Origin of the sequence: Metallosphaera javensis (ex Sakai et al. 2022) (genome assembly GCA_021654415.1) — an archaeon.
Taxonomy (GTDB): Archaea; Thermoproteota; Thermoprotei_A; order Sulfolobales; family Sulfolobaceae; genus Metallosphaera; species Metallosphaera javensis.
This window is the reverse complement of the sequence record AP024487.1, coordinates 381,312-397,561: the sequence shown is the minus strand read 5'-3', so window position 1 is coordinate 397,561 and position 16,250 is coordinate 381,312. Positions and strand designations below refer to the sequence as shown.

The following is a 16,250-nucleotide window of genomic DNA, read 5'->3' as shown; positions in this document are numbered from 1 at the left end:
GTAATAATGGTTTAAAAACTAAGCTTGGAAGTCATCTTCACTAATTCTTCCAACTGTGTTAAGTCCGCCTGTATATTCAATGAGACACCTGCCTTTCTAAGGAGATCCTCTGCACTTCTCAGGAGTTCCATCTCGTCTGTAAACCCTATCAGGTTAAGATAGCTAACTATTCCCAAGGTTTCCTGCTTTATTTTCTCATCTTTTAATGAAGGGTAATGTTCAATTATCACCTTAAGACCATCATATAATTCCTTACGCGTTCTCCTTATTCGTTTGACTATCCTGTGACATCTTTCCACATCTGGTTGATTTATAGCAATTAGGTTCTCCAGCTGGTTGAGATTATTGGAATGATTTTCTATTATCTCCTCAAACTTAACCAGTACATCTCTTATTTTCTGTTCTCCATCCATTATACAGACCTCAGGGTCACTGTACTGTTATCCTCGATTCCCAGTTTCAGCATGTCCTCTGGACTGGCCCATATTTCTATATCAGGCAGGCTATCTTGGGTAAGTGCCTTGAATCTAGCTCTCTTCCCCTTGACGGATATCTCTATCTCTCCTTTGATGCCCATGTCCTTTACAAGCTTGGAGGACACTAGAATAGTGCCACTCTTAACTTCAGGTCTCTTTCTAACCTTGACTCTCTTCTCTTTCAGCGTTTCCTTTTCTCTACCCCTTAGGGCTGAAGCCGGAGGAATTATATTAACTAGCGACTTGATGTCTGGTTTTTTCTCTTCCTCCGAGTTCTCCGGATTCATCTTTTCGCCTCTCCTGATAACATACTAAGATCTTGCCCACTAAATAACTTGTCCATAACACCTTCAAGATCGGAGATTTTAACCCTAATTTGATTCCAGGTATCCCTATCCCTCACTGTCACAGAGTCGTCGCTCAATGTTTGTGGGTCTACCGTGATAGCGTAGGGCACTCCAATTTCATCCACTCTTGCATATCTTTTTCCTATGCTTCCAGCATCGTCGAAAAGAACCTCATACTTTCTAGAAAGGGAACTGTATATGTCCCTAGCTCTCTTTATGAGCTCATCCCTTTCCAGTAGGGGGAATACTGCAACTTGATAGGGAGCTAAATTCTTGGGTAATGCTAGTACCACCCTATCCTTTTTCTCCCTGTAAGCGGAAAGTACACTTAGATAAAGGCACCTTTCAACCCCAAAGGAAGGCTCAACCACATGCGGATAGAATTTTACTCCATGTTCCTTCTCCTCTCTGTTCATTATGCGGACGAACTCGGAAAGTTGTCTACCAGCTACTTGGACCTGCTTATTGAGAAGTTCCTCCACCTGCTCGGGCGATTTTCCAGAGATTAGTTTCATGACCTCCTTCTGAAGCTCAGGATTATCCTTGAACTTATCCCTGTTCACTATGACTGTTTTCTTTATCACCGTTCTGGGCTGATCAAACTTCTTGAATACCGTTAGATCCTCATTGCTGAACTTTGAATGTCTGCTAAGATCGTAGTTTCCCCTATAGGCGTGGCCCGATATCTCCACTTTCTCCCCCATTACTTCAACTATTTGATCAAAGGTTTGCGACGAGTAGTGAGCCCTCTCGGTAGGCAACTTCTCCTCAAAGTAGAAATTATCCTTGGGTATACCCAGGGCTTGGACAAATTTAGATGCAGAGGCCATCCAGAAACTCATCCATGGATTTACAACCAGTTTCTCCTCTAACATCTCCTTTACCTTAACGGTAGTGGGTTTCAATCCCTTCTCTTTGGCATCTCCAAACAGGACCCTAAACTCCTCCTCGTAATATCTGTCCAACCACGGGATGTACTTATCCTCCGGATCAATGAAAAACTCCACCTCCATTATGGTGAATTCCCTCATCCTAACTAGACCCTGCCTGGGGGATATCTCATTCCTGGCAACTCTTCCCACTTGAGCTATTCCCAGGGGTAGCCTTTGCCTCGTAGTCTCATATACCCTCTTAAATGAGGTAAACATGCCCTGTGCTGTTTCAGGCCTCAAATACCCGGTATTCCCGGAATAAGGGCCTATGTTGGTGGAAAAGAGGAGGTTAAAGCTTCTAACCTCTCCCAAATCACCCCCACATGAGGGGCACTTAAGTCCCTTCTCAGAAATTAGTGAAGTCAGTTCAGATGGTTTAAGTCTCTCCACATTGATTTTCAGCATCTCCTCCACGAGGTGATCGGCCCTGTATATCTTGTGACACTTTGTACACTCCACAATGGGATCGGTGAAGTTTTCCACGTGTCCGCTGGCCTCCAGCACCTTAGAGGGGGTTATCATTGGAGTTTCAATTTCTACCACAAATTCGCTATTTTCTTCAACAAATATTTTCCTCCATGTGTTGATTATTTTATTCTTTATCCTTGTGCCAATGGGTCCAATATCGTATAGCCCAGCCACTCCGCCATATATCTCGTAGGAGGGCCAGAATATGCCTCTCCTCTTCGCTAGCTCGATCACTTTGTCAGACTCTGGCATGGGACCTTTTCATAAAGCCGAGCTTATAAACTTCCTCAATTATCCTTTAGATATGTCCGATTCAAGACTACTATATTTGAACGAAACTGTGCAAAAATTTGGTGTATTTAGGGCCAACTCTCCCTTTGCCGTCTTGGGTATTCCCATGGACATAACCAGCAGTTTCAGGCCAGGGAGCAGATTTGCGCCCCAAAAGATAAGACACGTTTCCCAATTTATTGAATTTCTATCCATTAGGTCCGGAATAGATATGTCAGAGGTGGGATTCCAAGACTATGGAGATGTCATACTACATCCGTCAGATGTCGAGGAAAACGTGGAGAGGATCTCACAGGTTGTGAGTTACATTTCTGAGCTGGGTAAGATCGTGGTATCCATAGGCGGTGAGCACACAGTTACCGTGGGAACAGTGATTGGAACAAAGGCTGATTGTGTTCTTAGTTTTGATGCGCATCTAGATCTCAGGGATGAATATATGGGGTATAAATACGACCACGCGTGCGTTCAGAGGAGGTTGAGTGAGAGGGGGGTGAAAATAATGGAGATCGGGAATAGAGCCATGGGAAGGGATGAAATAGAGTATGCCAAGGCAAATAATGTTCCCTTTATAACTTCTCATGAGGTAAAGGTTTTAGGTCCCAGGGAAGTGGCGATGAGGGCAATTAACTTCCTTAAGCCATGTAACAGGATATATATCACGTATGATATGGATGCCATTGATCCGGCCTATGCACCAGGTGTTGCCACTCCAGAACCAGAAGGCCTTGATCCCTCAACAGTACTGGACATAATGAACTTGGTGGTGGACAAAAGGGTTGTTGGATTTGACGTAGTCGAGGTATCCCCATCCTATGATCCATCCGAAATAACTTCGGTGCTAGGTGCTAAGCTTATACTTGAAACCGCAGCCAAGCTAAAAACTAAATTGCCTTAACGGTCTTGATGGTTGGCTTTCTTATCATGTAAATGATATTATATCCACAATAGGGACATCTCACACCTGGTAGAACCCTGAGCTTATCGCTATCGAAGGTCTTCCAACATTTTCCACATCTAAATAGATCTCCCATCTTAGTCTAGTTCAGATTTTACTACGCTGTTTTAAATCTTACCCTCGATAGAAAAGCCTAAAAAGGCCCTTTCATAATATGATGTTACAAAATGGCAGACAGTTTGTGTGGAGGACTTCCACCGGAAGTATGTGAACAATTAAATAAAGAAGAACAATTCATCAAGATAAAACTTGAAAAAAGAAGATATGGAAAAGAGGTTACAGTTATAGAAGGTTTGGGAGACGATGCCGATCTCAAGAAGATAGCTTCTGAGCTTAAGTCAAAACTTGCCGCAGGTGGCACTGTGAAAAATGGGCGCATAGAGATACAGGGAGATCATAGGGAGAGAGCTAGGGACTTACTTGTAAAACTAGGTTTTCCTGAGTCTAACATAATGGTAATAGAATAATCAAACTAAAAACAAAGAAAAAGATTATTGATTTTGTATTTCAATCTTTAGTTCTTGAATAAGCTCCTTGTATCTGTTCCTGACAGTTACTTCAGTAACTCCAGCAACCTGGGCTATTTCCTTCTGTGTTCTCCTTTCCTCGTTGAGTAGGGCGGCGATGTAAATTGCAGCTGCAGCCAGTCCCGCTGGATCCTTCCCTGCGGTGAGTCCAACGTTCTTTGCCTTCTCAAGTATCTCTGCGGCAAGTTTCATTGAAGCTCCGCTAAGACCGAGCAGGGATCCAATCCTTGTAACGTAATCCTTTGGATCACTAACTGGAACATCTACGTTAAGTTCTCTCAATAGGAGTCTATAGCATCTGGCCACTTCCTTTCTATTAGCCTTGGTGTATTGTGCAATTTCGTCTAAAGTTCTAGCTATTTTCATGCGTCTGCATGAAGCATAAATCGCGGCTGCTACAACACTTTCAATAGATCTTCCCCTAACTAAGCCCTTCTCAACGGCCTTCCTATAAATCAGTGCTCCTTCATCCTTAACTGACTTGGGTAGACCCAGAAGGTTTCCAATTCTCTCCAGTTCATTCATTGCTTGAGCGAGGTTCCTATCGATTGAACTCTGAATCCTGGCCCTGATCTGCCATTTTCTCCATCTCAGTACCTCCAGTCTCCTCTTAGGATCAAGGTTTCTTCCTATGGCATCCTTATCCTTCCAATCTATCAATGTGGACAATCCACGATCATGTATGGTCTGGTTAAGAGGTCCGCCAACCCTGCTCCTTTTCTCCTTCTCCTCAGGAGTAAAGGCTCTCCACTCTGGACCTTGATCAACTATTCTCTCCTCTATGACTTCACCTGTTTCAGAGCAGATGTATTCCCCCCTATCGGCGTCGAAAATTATTTTATCAGGGGGGCACTGATTATCTGACGAATTTTCCTTACTCATGAAGTTCACCATGCGGAAAATCTAAACCGAGACAAAAGCATTTATAAATTTTACTTCTACCCCTATATAAACTTTTCTATCGACTTAGCGTCTTTCCTGTCTACGCTTTGGTCCTAACCGGAGTTCCGTGTAACGACATAGCGGGAGATATTGGGTTACCTAGGTGCCATCTCTAGGTCTTCTTAGAAGGAGGATAGAGCCAAAGAAAAATACTAGAGCAATGATGGTAAAGATTATTCCTATTATCATGAGCGGGATAAGGTCTCCCGAATAACCTTTACCGAATATTATGGGTACAGGTCCTATCAAGATAACTCCGCCCACTGTTGTATTAGAAGGCTGTACAGAGGTGAATGTGCTCGCAAAGAGTAGCAGAAAGCCTGCAAAGATCAGAATAATTCCTGCAAGGGTTAACCTCATAATATCAGACTCGATGATCTCCCTAATATTGGTGACTTAACTTGTACAAGGGCAACATCATGTCCGTATTGGCAGGGAATAGGGATATGGCGAAGACCATAGCCGAAAAGCTTGGGAAGCTTCACGAGGATGGTAAAATAAGGATATTTTACAGGAGAAATGGCGACTACATTAGGTCAATTCTATCCTCTACAGAGTACCCGGAAAAGATATTGGACATAGCCGAAATAGCGACGCTCTCCTCCAAGATATTCATCCATGTTGGGGACAGTCTATCCTGGATTGATGGCGAGTTAGCTCTTTTGTCCACAGCCTCAGGCCTACCAACATTCATAGTGACCAATAGAGGAGAGACCGAGATACGGAAGATCTTTAAGGGTACATCCCTGGAGACTTCGCCAATAGTTCAGGAACCGGTAGACGAAGAGAGCGTAATGGAAGATAACGGGGTGGTATATATTGATAAGGCCTTCGTGGTTAAGGGAGTGGGTGTAGTTGTCACAGGATTTTCCATGACGGAGTTGAAGGTACATGACAAGCTGGTCCTGCTTCCCTCCATGAAGGAAACAGAGATCAAGAGTATTCAGGTCTTAGATGAGGACCAGGAGGGTGTGGGTCCTGGTGTAAGGGTAGGACTGGCATTGAGAAATGTGAAGGAAGAGGAAGTAAAGGACTCATATCTAATGGTGAAGCCTGGAGTGAAGGCTCAGAAAGAATTTACAGGCAAGGCAATCATGTTCCCCTGGACTCAGGTCTCTGAGGGCCAGTTTCATTTCGTGACATACGGAGTTTCAGTAACAGGATCTCTTCAAAAAAATGGAGAGGAATATAAGGTAACACTTAATCAGCCTATCCCAAAACCGAAGAGGATAGTTATCCTAAACGTAAACACAAAGCAGGGTAAACCTAGGGTAGCGGGGTATTTTTTACCCTAAAAACTATTTGAAAAGCAGACAGGCCACTTCCCTGTTATCGCTTTCCTTGAAGAGTTGGAGGTTTTTCTGGGTTAGGTATCTTACTTATCACAATGTAGTGTTTTCACGGATTTTAACGCACTAAGATACTTTTCAAGGAAGTTTATGTTGAAATGAAAATCATTCATAAACGAGCAATGCCATAGACCTTAAAAGGAAAATATAATTGTGAGACTATTGGGACAGAACTGAAAGATTTTTAGATAAAATAGGCTTGAAGGTTCAGGAAAGTACTAATTATGTTATTCTAGATCAAGATAAGGATTCTTATTACAACACTCTCCACTTATCGGAAAGCAGGGCTCCATACTGTTGCGCATTTAAGGAGCCTTTAACGCGAAATACATGACAAACTGTACTAGGAAAGAGTGACATTGGTCAAAAAAATCTGTTCCATTTACGCCTTTATAAAGACAACGTTATTCATTTTCAATTTAACAGAAAATTAGTGCCGCGGCCGGGATTTGAACCCGGGTCACGGGCTCGAAAGGCCCGCATACTCTCGGCGCAGAGCATGGCCGGGCTATACTACCGCGGCAATGAAAATAATACAACTAAGTATATAAAACTTATCTTGACCTCCATAAGTTATAGTTTTTTAAGTTAATTAACAGCAAGGGAGTATCCTTGGTTCGAATGTTTTCCACTGTAAGGATTCACAATTTTAGTGGTTATAAAGTAAATCTAAATAACCATGAAACCCGTGTATACTCGTGATCCTTAGAGTCACTTTCATTACACCTACAATATCGTTACTTGACCTTAATCCAGAGAAGGGAACGCTCACGATTCTCGATATAAAGCAGGAAGGAGAACTTCAGAGGCTTTTGGTCGAGGTTAAGGGCGTTGACGATTCCGTGAGTAAACTACAGGGAAACTTCAGTAAAGTCTCCAAGCTGAAGTACCTTGGAACGATGAAGGTTAAGGGAGTGGTGGAGGAGATCCTTTCCAAGTACATAATTGTCAATGGTGTTGTTAATGGAAATTCGACCGTCTGGACAGTTATTCTGAGCGGTTATCAGGAACTAAAGAAGTTGTTGCGGGAACTTCATGAGCGTGGCGTTAGTGCTAAGGTGATAAAGGTAACCAAGTACAAGACCGAGGATATCCTCACGGCTAGGCAGGAACAGATACTCAGGATAGCCCTTGAGGCCGGTTATTACGAGTTCCCGAGAAAGATTACCATAAGAGCTCTAGCAGAGAAGCTGGAGTTAAGTGTTTCCTCCCTCTCAGAGATTATCAGAAGGGCAGAAAAGAATGTGATCGTGAACTACTTTGACGAAAAGGGATTGTAATGCATGGAGGATTGAGGTGGGAGAAGGGAAGGCCATCATCAATCAGGGACTTCAGTGTTAATCTTAATCCACTTGGCGTTCCCAAGTTCCTTGAGGAACTGATAGAGGAGGCTGTGAGGAGTAAGGTTTACTCCTTTTATCCAGACGACTATCGAGAATTGAAAAGGGTTATTTCAGAGATCTATGACGTGAATGAGGAGATTATTGCCGTGTTCAATGGAGCTAGTGAGGCCATATCCCTCCTTGATCGAGACTTCTTTGTCCCTGAACCCAATTATCAGGAATACCCAAGAGGCTGGATATACCTAGCTCATGAGGACGAAGAGTTCAGGTTTACCCTTCAAGGTAATAAGGTAATCACAAGCCATCCCAATAATCCCACAGGGGCCTCGCTTTCCCGGGACGACGTGATCTCCTTCCTTCAGGAGGGTAAAATCCTAGTCCTCGATCAATCGTTTGCTGATATAAGTCCCGTTGATTCCTTTGTGGATCTGGCGGAGGAATTTCCCAATCTTCTTGTGATCTCTTCATTCACAAAGGCCTTTTCAGTCCCGGGATTGAGGCTAGGTTTTACCATAGGAAATATGAGCAGGATCCTGGAGCGCCATGCTCCACCCTGGAGAGTTAATGGGATTGCATACTACGCATTTTCAAATATTAACCCACGAGAGGCGAAAAATTTCTTCTCTAAATCGCGTGAGGAGGTGAAGGTGAGTCTTGACAGAATTGGAAGGATTCATGGACTGAGGGTCTACAAATCTCACGCACCATACGTTCTGGCTGAGGCTCCTGTCCCCGCGGAAAGACTAAACCACGAGTTACTGAGACGGGGATATTACGTAAGGAATTGCTCCAATTTCGTGGGTCTGAGAGGGAACCATTTCAGGTTTTCCCTTAGAATCGACTTCCCAGAACTTATCTTGGTCCTGCAGGAAATTCTTCAAGAACTGGAAATACCTAGCTAAGGCTTTACGGTATAGTAGAGCCTCTTCTTTCCCTTTCCCCTGTTCTCTACCTTAATAACCTCTATGTTTCCAATTTCGCTGGTATTTCTAACGTGGGGGCCACCATCAGCCTGTACATCAACCCCCTCTATTTCCACGATTCTCCACGTCTCCAGCTCAGGTGGCATCTTTTCTGCCAGTTTGACCACTCCAGGTATTTTCATGGCCTCTTCTCTAGGCAGGAAATAAACCTTCACATTAATTCCCTTCCTTGCTATTTCATTTGCCTCCTCCACTATTCTTGGAAGTATATCCTTGTTCTCAACGTTAAAGTCATCCTTTGCATACTCGGGAGTGATGTTACCTCCGGTGATTAGCGCGTTATATTTGGAGAAGGCAATTGATGCGATTATATGCGATGCTGTGTGAAGTCTCATCATTCTGTACCTTTGGTCCCAGTCTATTCTTCCCTCGACTTCACTACCTTCTCTAAGTCCATCAATCCTATCAAGGACATGAACAATTTCGTTTCCCTCGAATTTAACTTCTGTCACCTTGTATGTATTCCCTTCATAGAGAATAATTCCAGTATCCGATTCCAGTCCTCCTCCCCGGGGATGAAATGCTGTTCTATCGAGAATAACACCTGGGGGCACTATTCTGACTATTTTTGCTGAAAAGTTCTTCATGTATGAGTCCTTGGCGTAGAGTTGTTCCGTTGCCATCCCCTACAGCCTCTCTAGGGTTATTCCAAGCACCCCGTTCCTCAGGTAATAGGAGAGGGGGAAGGACTTGACCTGCACTGGCAACCTCACTATCTTTATCACGTTCCTCAAATCCTTATTGTAGACGTAAACTGTGGAAATATCAGCACGAATTGCCAAGCTGGTCTCCTTTAGATCCAGCCCTCTAAGATCAATGTAAACATGAACCCTAGTTTCATCCGTGAGGATATCTACATCTGAATCGTCAATTTGAACGAAGGGCAAGAAATACCACGTTATAATTAACGTTGCCCTAAGTTATAAACCTTGGATTACAGTGAAGTGAAGAAATGAATAGGGAACAGGACGAAGTTAGAACGTGGTATTACATCGCAAGGTCAAATTTTATGGATTATTCGTACGAGTTCCAAACGAATATTCTGGTCTGTTGTAATATAAATATGGTTATTTTAGATGAAACTACCAATTCCATATTACCATCTCTTCTCTCTTTTAACCGTACTTCGCCCAATATAGATATCAAGATGCTTGGAAAAGATTTCCAAAAGTATTGGGCTGGATCTGATGACAGGAGTGCATGGGAAGGATTCAAGGGAGCCTTTAAGAGCAAAGAGCCCTTGAAATACAGGATAGTTCAGGCCAGGTATAAGCTGGGCTCAATGATAAACAGGCTTGACGTTCACATAGCGAGACTGCAGGAGAGGGACAGAACACTCTTTGAGAGGGTAGTAAGTGCCCAGATGGCTAAGGACACCAGCAGGGCAGCAATGTATGCAAATGAAGTCGCAGAAATAAGAAAGATGAGCAAGCAACTGATCATGACGCAGATAGCATTGGAGCAAGTTCAGCTTAGATTGGAGACGGTGAGCGAGATCAGTGAGGTCTTTGTAAACCTTATTCCTGTGGTGGGAGTAGTGAACGAGCTTAAGTCAGTACTAAAGGGAGTCATGCCAGAGATATCCCTGGAACTCTCCTCGCTGTCTGAGGATCTACAGACCGTGGTAATAGAGGCAGGAGACTTTGCAGGAGGATACTCCTACACATCTGCTGCCACACCGGAGGCCAGAAAGATACTGGACGAGGCATCGGCTATAGCGGAACAGAGAATGAAGGAGAAGTTCCCAGATCTTCCCGTGAACGCACTGGCCCAGAGGGCATAAGCCCAAGGGCCCAAGATATTTTATTTTCCTATTTTACTTCTTCTTGTGGCGGAAGGAAACTACTCTGTTACTCCTTGGGAAGTTAAGGGTAAGGTTGATTACGACAGGCTAATCATCCAGTTTGGGACTCAAAAGATAACAGACGAATTAAGACAGGAGATACGTTCCATTGTTGGGGATATGCATCCCATGCTCAGGAGGGAAATCTTTTTCTCCCATAGAGATCTTGACCTTGTCCTGAAGGACTGGAAGGCAGGGAAGGGTTTCTTCCTGTATACTGGTAGAGCTCCATCCCTTGGAATGCACATAGGTCATATGATCCCCTTCATTTTCACTGCGTGGCTCCAGCAGAAGTTCGGGGTTAACGTGTATATAGAGGTCACAGATGACGAGAAGTTTATGCGGAATCAGGACTACACCCTGGATCAAACCAGGCAGTGGGCCCTAGACAATATTCTAGACATAATAGCAGCTGGTTTTGATCCGGACAAGACATTCATCTTTCAGGACACCGAATACATAAGGAACATGTACCCTCTAGCCATTAAGATTGCCAAGAAGTTGACCTTCTCGGAAGTGAAGGCGACCTTTGGGTTGGACGTATCTTCCAATATAGGTATTATCTTCTATCCTTCCCTTCAAATAGCACCCACAATGTTTGAGAGGAGGAGATGCCTCATACCCGCAGGGATAGATCAGGACCCATACTGGAGATTACAGCGGGATATTGCCGAGAGTCTAGGATATTATAAGGCGGCTCAGATACATAGTAAATTCCTGCCTCCTCTCACGGGTCCTGAGGGAAAAATGAGCTCCTCAATACCCGAGTCTGCCATATACCTTTCTGACGATCCAAAGACCGTTGAGAGAAAGATCATGAAGTATGCCTTCTCTGGAGGACAACCCACAATTGAACTTCAGAAGAAACTGGGAGCTAACTTGGATATAGACGTGCCTTATCAATGGCTCTATTACTTCTTTGAGGAGGATGACGATAGAATACGTAAGATTGGAGAGGAGTACAGATCAGGAAAGATGCTCACAGGTGAGATAAAACAGATCCTCGTCGAGAAGCTTAATACTTTCCTAGAGAGGCACAGGGAAAGAAGGGAGAAGGCCAAGGAACTAGTTAAGGAATTCAAGTATGAGGGGAAGCTGGCAGTTCAGATGTGGCAGAAAATTCACGAATAATTAGCTCTTTAATTGTAACTTTTTCAGGTAATATACCACTAGATTGGTGGATATATCAAGCTCCTTTGCAATCTTGTAAATGGAAGCTCCGCTCTTGTACATTTCCATGATTCGCTGTATTTTATCCTGGGTTAACTTTCTCTTGGTCTTGACTAGGTTGTGCTTTTTCAGTATTCTTAGAACAGTGTTGGAGTTCATTTTGAGAAGTTTACTGATCTTATTTGCGCTGTACCCTTGTTTCCCGTATTCAATTACCTGCTGAATTAGCTCAGGTGGGGTTTTTCCACGGAACTGAACACCGCTGTCCTTAAGTATCCTTCTGGCCCTGGAGTAGCTGAGGCTTAGCTCCTTGGCTATCTCCCTTATTGATCTCCCGCTCTCGTACATTTTCTTTGCTTTTTCAGTAATATCCTCTTGCATAACGAAAAGTTCTCTTTCACTCTTTTTATATTTTTCCCCAAAATCTTTTTTATTCTTCTTATAACCCGTCAAAAGCAGGGGTTAGAAGGTTAAATCTATTTAAAGATCACAGGTTATTAGGTTACGTGAATGCCCTACTTATGATCTTTGGTCTGGCATTGGGACTGTCGCTGGCAGCTCCTCCAGGTCCAGTGAATTCGGTGATAGCCTCCGAGTCTCTCAGATCCAAGTTGCACGGAATAAGCGTGGGTCTTGGCGCCATGACCGCTGATATGGTGTTCTTTGTTCTGACCCTTGTATTTGGAGATTTTTTGCCCAGGGACGCCAGGTATGTATTCTATTTAGTTGGAGGAGGCATAATGATATGGTTGGCCTTTGGGGTGTTAAAATCCACTCTGTCCAACAGAACCTCCAGGGCCAATTACCTGACAGGTTTGACCATGGGGCTCACCAACCCCTTTCAGATCACATGGTGGTTGACCAGTGGACTGTTCATGATTCAACAATTTGGCATTCTGGTAATACCGGGCTTCTTCAGTGGAATAGTGGTCTGGATAACACTTTTCCCTTTCATTATAAACAAATTCGGTAAAAGACTAGCAAGAGCTATAAAAATTGCATCATTTATTATTTTACTTGGATTTGGGATTTATATACTGGTCCAAGGTGTTCTTCTCATAACCCAGATATTATAGAGGATAGGTCAGAGCAAAGCTCAGAGGCTCTCATTTTCATTTTTTCTATTACTTCGTTCCTGTCCACTCTATACACATACTTGGGCCTGCCTCCCTTCGAGCCGGTGCTCTTCTGTTTGGTAACCAATCCCGCGTCTGAGAGTCTCTTAAGAATCAGACTGGCCCTGCTTTTGCTTATTCCCAGCTCCGAGGCAATGTAATCCACATCCCTTCCCTCAGAACCCTTAATTATCCTTATGAAAGCCTCTACGTCAGCCTCTGAGAGCCCATAGCCTACCATTAGGAACCTTTTCAAGAGGATATTTCTTTCCGCAAGCTCAGTTATCAATTAAATTGCACCGTTTAACATTTAGTTTTTATTGTTTTTAAAGTTTTATTGTGATTGGGAAACCTTTTCGGTAAATGGCAATACGGCTTCCTGGTTTGTGAGGATCTCGAGCGAGAGGTATTATTCAGCTAAAGATCCTCAATGCATCCTACATGCGCTAGGATCCTTTCGTTTCTCCAATTTTTTAAATCTGAACGGCGTTTTGTATTCATGGAAAGCTTGGAGGAACAGATAAAATCTCTACTTAGGGAAAGACCTATGATATCTGAGGAAATACGGGATAGATTAATGGAGAAAGGAGTTCGTTTCACTGCTCTGGAACTTAGGGAGACATTGGCAATGATGGTCAGAAAGGGAGAAATAGAAAAATATCCCGACTATGAGAGGAGAAAATTTTATTTCAGATTAAGATCAGATAATTTCTGATTTTCAACCATTTCTATTACTTTATCAGCTATTTTGAGGAATTCCTTAGAGGCCGGCGAATCTAGATACTTCAAGAAGAACGGCTCCCCGAGATCATTGGACTCTGCAATTCTGGGATCCAGAGGAACTTGTCCTAGAAGGGGTACTCCCAACTCCTCAGCCATCTTCTTTCCCTTGTCCTGTCCGAAGATGTAATAATTCTTCCCCTCTGAGGGGCACACAAAGTAGCTCATATTTTCCACAACCCCAAGTATCTTAGTGTTTACCGTCTTGGTGAAGTTAATTGACCTCCTTACGGCCAGGGTTGATACCTCAGAGGGTATGGTGACAATGATGAACCCGGTTATGTTGGGGACCAGCTGAGCTACTGAGAGGGCTTCATCTCCCGTTCCTGGAGGCATGTCTATGATTAGATAGTCCAGCTGACCCCAGTTCACGTCTCCCAAGAACTGCCTAATTGCTGAGTGCTTTATGGATCCTCTCCATATAACGGGAGTGTCGTCTCTAGGAAGCAGAAAGTCAATGGAAACAACCTTTATACCAAATGGTCCATTCACAGGATTTATCCCGTTGTCATCTGCTGTGAGCATCTGCCCCCTAACACCAAGCATCTTGGGAACTGATGGGCCGTGGAAATCAACGTCAATAATTCCCACACTCTTTCCAGCAGCAGCTAGGGCCATAGCTAGGTTAGATGAAACGAATGATTTACCAACTCCTCCCTTTCCACTGAGGATGGCTATCTTATACTTCACGTTTTTCATCCTTGACTGAATCTTGAGATCTGCTCCTTGGACCTGGGGTGCAGGCGCTTTCCTAAGGTCCCTAGGTTGCTTTGTAGGTTGTGGCGATTGCAATCTAAACGGATTGGAACTCATTTTTCTCAATTAACATATCTTCATGGTCAACTAATAATCTTATCTAAAGCCAGAAGCAGATCCTGGACATCCGGAAAATCTAGCCAATCTATGGGTTTATCACATTTATTCTCAAGAATTTTTGTAATTACTTCCTCAGGAGAAAGATTAGTAGTATCTATTTCACAGCTCTCCTTGAACCACTCTTTGGCTTCCTGCGCCACATAACCCAGGATCTCTGCCTCTACGTTCTCTATCACCTTTATTTCGCTCCATCCACGCCTTTTCAATTCGTCGTATAACACCTTAGGGTGCCTTCTCAACACCACTACTTTATCTGCGTTGTCCACAAGCGAGGGATAGACAGTCTCCAATACAACGTCTTTTCTTTGACTTAGATAGTGATTAAGTTCCTTGGCCACTTCCTCATCGTCTATCTCAAAGGAGGATCTAAGACTATCATAGCTTCTGTATAATCTTCTCTCAATCACAAAATTGGAGACGTGAAGATACTCTAGTCCCAGACGTTGTGATAACAAGAGACTGACTGTGGTTTTGCCAACACCAGGCGTCCCTGTAATTACAATAATCATCTAAATGCAAGAATGCTTTCGATAATAAATAACGTTAATGAAGTGATGATCAGGGTAAGCTTTGTCTTAGTCGTGCCGTCACCTTTCGCGATCTCATACATTCCATATGGGAACATGATCAAGCCTGTGACGAACAGAACGAGTTCAAACAAGTTCATGAATTTTATTTTACTTGCGAATGCCCTAAAAGCCTCTTTCTTCCAATGGCTAGAACTACTCCTCCTAGCACTCCCCCAATATGGGCTATGTAGTTCACGCCAGGTATTATATCACTGAGAACGAAAACGATTATAAGTAAAGCAAGACCGTTCCAGTCAAGCCTATTGAACTCCAGCATGTCATCTATAATGTAATATGCTAGGACTCCGAAGATGCCTCCCGAAGCTCCTGCCGACGCAACGTACGGGGGAAAGAATACCAGAGTTAGTATATTTCCTATTATTCCAGACACTAGGAAAGTTATATACTCCAGCTTACCCGCCTTAGACCCGAAAAGATAGTATATTACACCCATAGAAAAGAAATTGAAAATAAAGTCAGTGAAACTGTTGGTAACGAAGATAGAGGTTACCAGGGAGACATAATCCCCTCTCAGTACTAGATAGTTCACTTGAATTAGAAATGAAAAGAGATATGGGCTAATGTTATATGTAATGATTCCTGTAATGAATCCCGCAAGAATTAACGCCATGAGGACTATGGTTGGTTTGATTGTTATTTCAGATCTCCCCTGTAAAATACATTAACACGAGAGATAATGCGATGAGTGTTATCCATACCCCTATGTTCCACCTGAATATTTTCAGGCCATCCAGTATCCAGAAGGGAAGTAGGTTGAAGAAGGCCACAACCGCGTTAAACCCTGAGATTACTTGGAGGAAGAAGGCCAAAAGAGGGTTGGATACAGCTATAGCTCCAAGGAGGAAAATCAGTGATATTGCAATATTAGTTGCTGGCCCGGCGGCCGCGGTTATTCCTTCAATTCTCTTGTCGGCGGAGAAAAATCTGCAGGAAATCAGAGTATACCCGGAAAAGAATACCAGACCAAAGAACGGTAGCAAGTTAATAATTGTGGTGAAAAGAAAACCCGTGAAGTTAAGGGTAAACCTAGAATAACATCCGTATCTCCTTGCTGACTGTCTATGTGCTAACTCATGGGGTACTATGGCAATTGTTGCTGCGACCAAGGCGGCCAGAACACCGAATCCAAAGAATCCTGACACTAGATATAGAGAAAGTCCCTTCACAGCAATTGAAAATATCGCTAGCAAGAAAGATTCAGTCTCATTTAGCCTACTAAATCTCCATTCCCACTCCCTAAGCCATGACAAATCTCTTCTCCAA

General features: G+C 43.4%; 23 protein-coding genes and 1 tRNA gene. 9 read left to right on the top strand and 15 right to left on the bottom strand.

The genetic code is table 11. The annotated features are described in order from the left end of the window. Window positions 1–11: 11 nt before the first annotated feature. Genes QVC96_RS02365 through glyS form a run of 3 tightly spaced genes read right to left on the bottom strand, consistent with a single transcriptional unit; the run spans window position 12 to window position 2,475 of the window. Complete coding sequence (locus QVC96_RS02365) at window positions 12–413, bottom strand: hypothetical protein (protein ID WP_238024768.1); 402 nt, start codon at window positions 411–413, stop codon at window positions 12–14. Then, window positions 413–763: a hypothetical protein gene (locus QVC96_RS02360; protein WP_287689831.1), complete on the bottom strand. Its 351-nt coding sequence runs from the start codon at window positions 761–763 to the stop codon at window positions 413–415. Before QVC96_RS02360 ends, QVC96_RS02365 begins: the two co-directional genes overlap by 1 nt. Further along, window positions 760–2,475: a glycine--tRNA ligase gene (gene glyS / locus QVC96_RS02355; RefSeq protein ID WP_238024770.1), complete on the bottom strand. Its 1,716-nt coding sequence runs from the start codon at window positions 2,473–2,475 to the stop codon at window positions 760–762. Before glyS ends, QVC96_RS02360 begins: the two co-directional genes overlap by 4 nt. 52 nt (window positions 2,476–2,527) lie before the next feature. Here glyS and speB point away from each other — a divergent pair, with 52 nt between their 5' ends. Further along, window positions 2,528–3,409: an agmatinase gene (speB, locus tag QVC96_RS02350; protein WP_238024771.1), complete on the top strand. Its 882-nt coding sequence runs from the start codon at window positions 2,528–2,530 to the stop codon at window positions 3,407–3,409. Here the strand turns inward: speB and QVC96_RS02345 are convergent. Beyond that, window positions 3,396–3,545, bottom strand: a complete 150-nt coding sequence (locus tag QVC96_RS02345; RefSeq protein WP_238024772.1) for a DNA-directed RNA polymerase subunit P — start codon at window positions 3,543–3,545, stop codon at window positions 3,396–3,398. The two genes, speB and QVC96_RS02345, sit on opposite strands and share 14 nt — an antisense overlap. A 91-nt stretch (window positions 3,546–3,636) precedes the next feature. Here QVC96_RS02345 and yciH point away from each other — a divergent pair, with 91 nt between their 5' ends. Further along, the gene (gene yciH, locus QVC96_RS02340; RefSeq protein ID WP_238024773.1) at window positions 3,637–3,936 is read left to right on the top strand and encodes a stress response translation initiation inhibitor YciH; all 300 of its coding nucleotides are present in this window, start codon (window positions 3,637–3,639) and stop codon (window positions 3,934–3,936) included. Between the two features lie 24 nt (window positions 3,937–3,960). Here yciH and QVC96_RS02335 read toward each other — a convergent pair whose 3' ends face one another. Next, window positions 3,961–4,878, bottom strand: coding sequence for a transcription initiation factor IIB (locus QVC96_RS02335; protein ID WP_238024774.1), 918 nt, complete (start codon window positions 4,876–4,878; stop codon window positions 3,961–3,963). 159 nt (window positions 4,879–5,037) lie between these two features. Next, on the bottom strand, window positions 5,038–5,298 hold the full coding sequence (locus QVC96_RS02330) for a TIGR00304 family membrane protein (protein WP_287689830.1): 261 nt from the start codon (window positions 5,296–5,298) through the stop codon (window positions 5,038–5,040). 41 nt (window positions 5,299–5,339) lie between these two features. On the opposite strand from QVC96_RS02330, the gene QVC96_RS02325 reads away from it, so the two are divergent. Continuing rightward, on the top strand, window positions 5,340–6,233 hold the full coding sequence (locus tag QVC96_RS02325) for a translation elongation factor (RefSeq protein ID WP_287689829.1): 894 nt from the start codon (window positions 5,340–5,342) through the stop codon (window positions 6,231–6,233). 488 nt (window positions 6,234–6,721) lie between these two features. On the opposite strand, the gene QVC96_RS02320 is transcribed toward QVC96_RS02325, so the two are convergent. Then, window positions 6,722–6,810, bottom strand: a tRNA-Glu gene (locus tag QVC96_RS02320). Between the two features lie 175 nt (window positions 6,811–6,985). Between QVC96_RS02320 and QVC96_RS02315 the strand changes: the two genes are divergently transcribed. Continuing rightward, window positions 6,986–7,567: a helix-turn-helix domain-containing protein gene (locus QVC96_RS02315; protein WP_238024782.1), complete on the top strand. Its 582-nt coding sequence runs from the start codon at window positions 6,986–6,988 to the stop codon at window positions 7,565–7,567. Continuing rightward, on the top strand, window positions 7,567–8,532 hold the full coding sequence (locus QVC96_RS02310) for a pyridoxal phosphate-dependent aminotransferase (protein WP_287689828.1): 966 nt from the start codon (window positions 7,567–7,569) through the stop codon (window positions 8,530–8,532). The genes QVC96_RS02315 and QVC96_RS02310 overlap by 1 nt, the downstream gene beginning before the upstream one ends. Here the strand turns inward: QVC96_RS02310 and alaXM are convergent. Both alaXM and QVC96_RS02300 read right to left on the bottom strand, forming a co-directional pair. Further along, window positions 8,529–9,236, bottom strand: coding sequence for an alanyl-tRNA editing protein AlaXM (gene alaXM / locus QVC96_RS02305; RefSeq protein WP_287689827.1), 708 nt, complete (start codon window positions 9,234–9,236; stop codon window positions 8,529–8,531). The genes QVC96_RS02310 and alaXM overlap by 4 nt on opposite strands. 3 nt (window positions 9,237–9,239) lie before the next feature. Continuing rightward, on the bottom strand, window positions 9,240–9,500 hold the full coding sequence (locus QVC96_RS02300; RefSeq protein ID WP_287689826.1) for a hypothetical protein: 261 nt from the start codon (window positions 9,498–9,500) through the stop codon (window positions 9,240–9,242). Between the two features lie 260 nt (window positions 9,501–9,760). Between QVC96_RS02300 and cdvB1/B2 the strand changes: the two genes are divergently transcribed. Continuing rightward, complete coding sequence (gene cdvB1/B2 / locus QVC96_RS02295) at window positions 9,761–10,396, top strand: cell division protein CdvB1/B2 (protein WP_238024786.1); 636 nt, start codon at window positions 9,761–9,763, stop codon at window positions 10,394–10,396. A gap of 45 nt (window positions 10,397–10,441) precedes the next feature. Beyond that, complete coding sequence (locus QVC96_RS02290) at window positions 10,442–11,587, top strand: tryptophan--tRNA ligase (protein ID WP_287689825.1); 1,146 nt, start codon at window positions 10,442–10,444, stop codon at window positions 11,585–11,587. Here QVC96_RS02290 and cbp1 read toward each other — a convergent pair whose 3' ends face one another. Then, window positions 11,588–12,007 carry a CRISPR DNA repeat-binding protein Cbp1 gene (cbp1, locus tag QVC96_RS02285; protein WP_287689824.1) on the bottom strand — a complete coding sequence of 140 codons (420 nt, stop codon included), beginning with the start codon at window positions 12,005–12,007 and terminating at the stop codon, window positions 11,588–11,590. A 125-nt stretch (window positions 12,008–12,132) separates the two neighbouring features. Between cbp1 and QVC96_RS02280 the strand changes: the two genes are divergently transcribed. After that, complete coding sequence (locus QVC96_RS02280) at window positions 12,133–12,702, top strand: LysE family translocator (RefSeq protein WP_238024788.1); 570 nt, start codon at window positions 12,133–12,135, stop codon at window positions 12,700–12,702. Here QVC96_RS02280 and QVC96_RS02275 read toward each other — a convergent pair. Further along, entirely contained in the window at window positions 12,683–13,030 is a 348-nt protein-coding gene (locus QVC96_RS02275; RefSeq protein ID WP_238024789.1) for a helix-turn-helix domain-containing protein, read from the bottom strand. The genes QVC96_RS02280 and QVC96_RS02275 overlap by 20 nt on opposite strands. A 210-nt stretch (window positions 13,031–13,240) precedes the next feature. Between QVC96_RS02275 and QVC96_RS02270 the strand changes: the two genes are divergently transcribed. Then, window positions 13,241–13,456 (top strand): hypothetical protein, encoded by a 216-nt coding sequence (locus QVC96_RS02270; protein WP_238024790.1) that lies wholly within the window; start codon window positions 13,241–13,243, stop codon window positions 13,454–13,456. Here the strand turns inward: QVC96_RS02270 and QVC96_RS02265 are convergent. The 4 genes from QVC96_RS02265 to QVC96_RS02250 form a co-directional block, all read right to left on the bottom strand. Continuing rightward, the gene (locus QVC96_RS02265; RefSeq protein ID WP_012022099.1) at window positions 13,426–14,334 is read right to left on the bottom strand and encodes an Mrp/NBP35 family ATP-binding protein; all 909 of its coding nucleotides are present in this window, start codon (window positions 14,332–14,334) and stop codon (window positions 13,426–13,428) included. The two genes, QVC96_RS02270 and QVC96_RS02265, sit on opposite strands and share 31 nt — an antisense overlap. Window positions 14,335–14,360: 26 nt before the next feature. Continuing rightward, the gene (locus tag QVC96_RS02260) at window positions 14,361–14,906 is read right to left on the bottom strand and encodes an adenylate kinase family protein (protein ID WP_238024791.1); all 546 of its coding nucleotides are present in this window, start codon (window positions 14,904–14,906) and stop codon (window positions 14,361–14,363) included. A gap of 163 nt (window positions 14,907–15,069) precedes the next feature. Continuing rightward, window positions 15,070–15,597, bottom strand: coding sequence for a rhomboid family intramembrane serine protease (locus tag QVC96_RS02255; protein ID WP_238024792.1), 528 nt, complete (start codon window positions 15,595–15,597; stop codon window positions 15,070–15,072). Between the two features lie 28 nt (window positions 15,598–15,625). After that, window positions 15,626–16,237 carry a peptidase M50 gene (locus QVC96_RS02250; protein ID WP_238024793.1) on the bottom strand — a complete coding sequence of 204 codons (612 nt, stop codon included), beginning with the start codon at window positions 16,235–16,237 and terminating at the stop codon, window positions 15,626–15,628. Window positions 16,238–16,250 lie beyond the last annotated feature (13 nt).

Bases quoted from the DNA above. Each gene is read 5' to 3' on its own strand.
- QVC96_RS02345 (WP_238024772.1), bottom strand. From the start codon at position 3,545: ATGGGAGATCTATTTAGATGTGGAAAATGTTGGAAGACCTTCGATAGC.
- QVC96_RS02310 (WP_287689828.1), top strand. From the start codon at position 7,567: ATGCATGGAGGATTGAGGTGGGAGAAGGGAAGGCCATCATCAATCAGG.
- QVC96_RS02360 (WP_287689831.1), bottom strand. From the start codon at position 763: ATGAATCCGGAGAACTCGGAGGAAGAGAAAAAACCAGACATCAAGTCG.
- alaXM (WP_287689827.1), bottom strand. From the start codon at position 9,236: ATGGCAACGGAACAACTCTACGCCAAGGACTCATACATGAAGAACTTT.
- yciH (WP_238024773.1), top strand. From the start codon at position 3,637: ATGGCAGACAGTTTGTGTGGAGGACTTCCACCGGAAGTATGTGAACAA.
- cbp1 (WP_287689824.1), bottom strand. From the start codon at position 12,007: ATGCAAGAGGATATTACTGAAAAAGCAAAGAAAATGTACGAGAGCGGG.
- QVC96_RS02265 (WP_012022099.1), bottom strand. From the start codon at position 14,334: ATGAGTTCCAATCCGTTTAGATTGCAATCGCCACAACCTACAAAGCAA.
- QVC96_RS02260 (WP_238024791.1), bottom strand. From the start codon at position 14,906: ATGATTATTGTAATTACAGGGACGCCTGGTGTTGGCAAAACCACAGTC.
- QVC96_RS02330 (WP_287689830.1), bottom strand. From the start codon at position 5,298: ATGAGGTTAACCCTTGCAGGAATTATTCTGATCTTTGCAGGCTTTCTG.
- QVC96_RS02255 (WP_238024792.1), bottom strand. From the start codon at position 15,597: ATGGCGTTAATTCTTGCGGGATTCATTACAGGAATCATTACATATAAC.
- QVC96_RS02335 (WP_238024774.1), bottom strand. From the start codon at position 4,878: ATGAGTAAGGAAAATTCGTCAGATAATCAGTGCCCCCCTGATAAAATA.
- cdvB1/B2 (WP_238024786.1), top strand. From the start codon at position 9,761: ATGCTTGGAAAAGATTTCCAAAAGTATTGGGCTGGATCTGATGACAGG.
- QVC96_RS02365 (WP_238024768.1), bottom strand. From the start codon at position 413: ATGGATGGAGAACAGAAAATAAGAGATGTACTGGTTAAGTTTGAGGAG.
- speB (WP_238024771.1), top strand. From the start codon at position 2,528: ATGTCCGATTCAAGACTACTATATTTGAACGAAACTGTGCAAAAATTT.
- QVC96_RS02270 (WP_238024790.1), top strand. From the start codon at position 13,241: ATGGAAAGCTTGGAGGAACAGATAAAATCTCTACTTAGGGAAAGACCT.
- glyS (WP_238024770.1), bottom strand. From the start codon at position 2,475: ATGCCAGAGTCTGACAAAGTGATCGAGCTAGCGAAGAGGAGAGGCATA.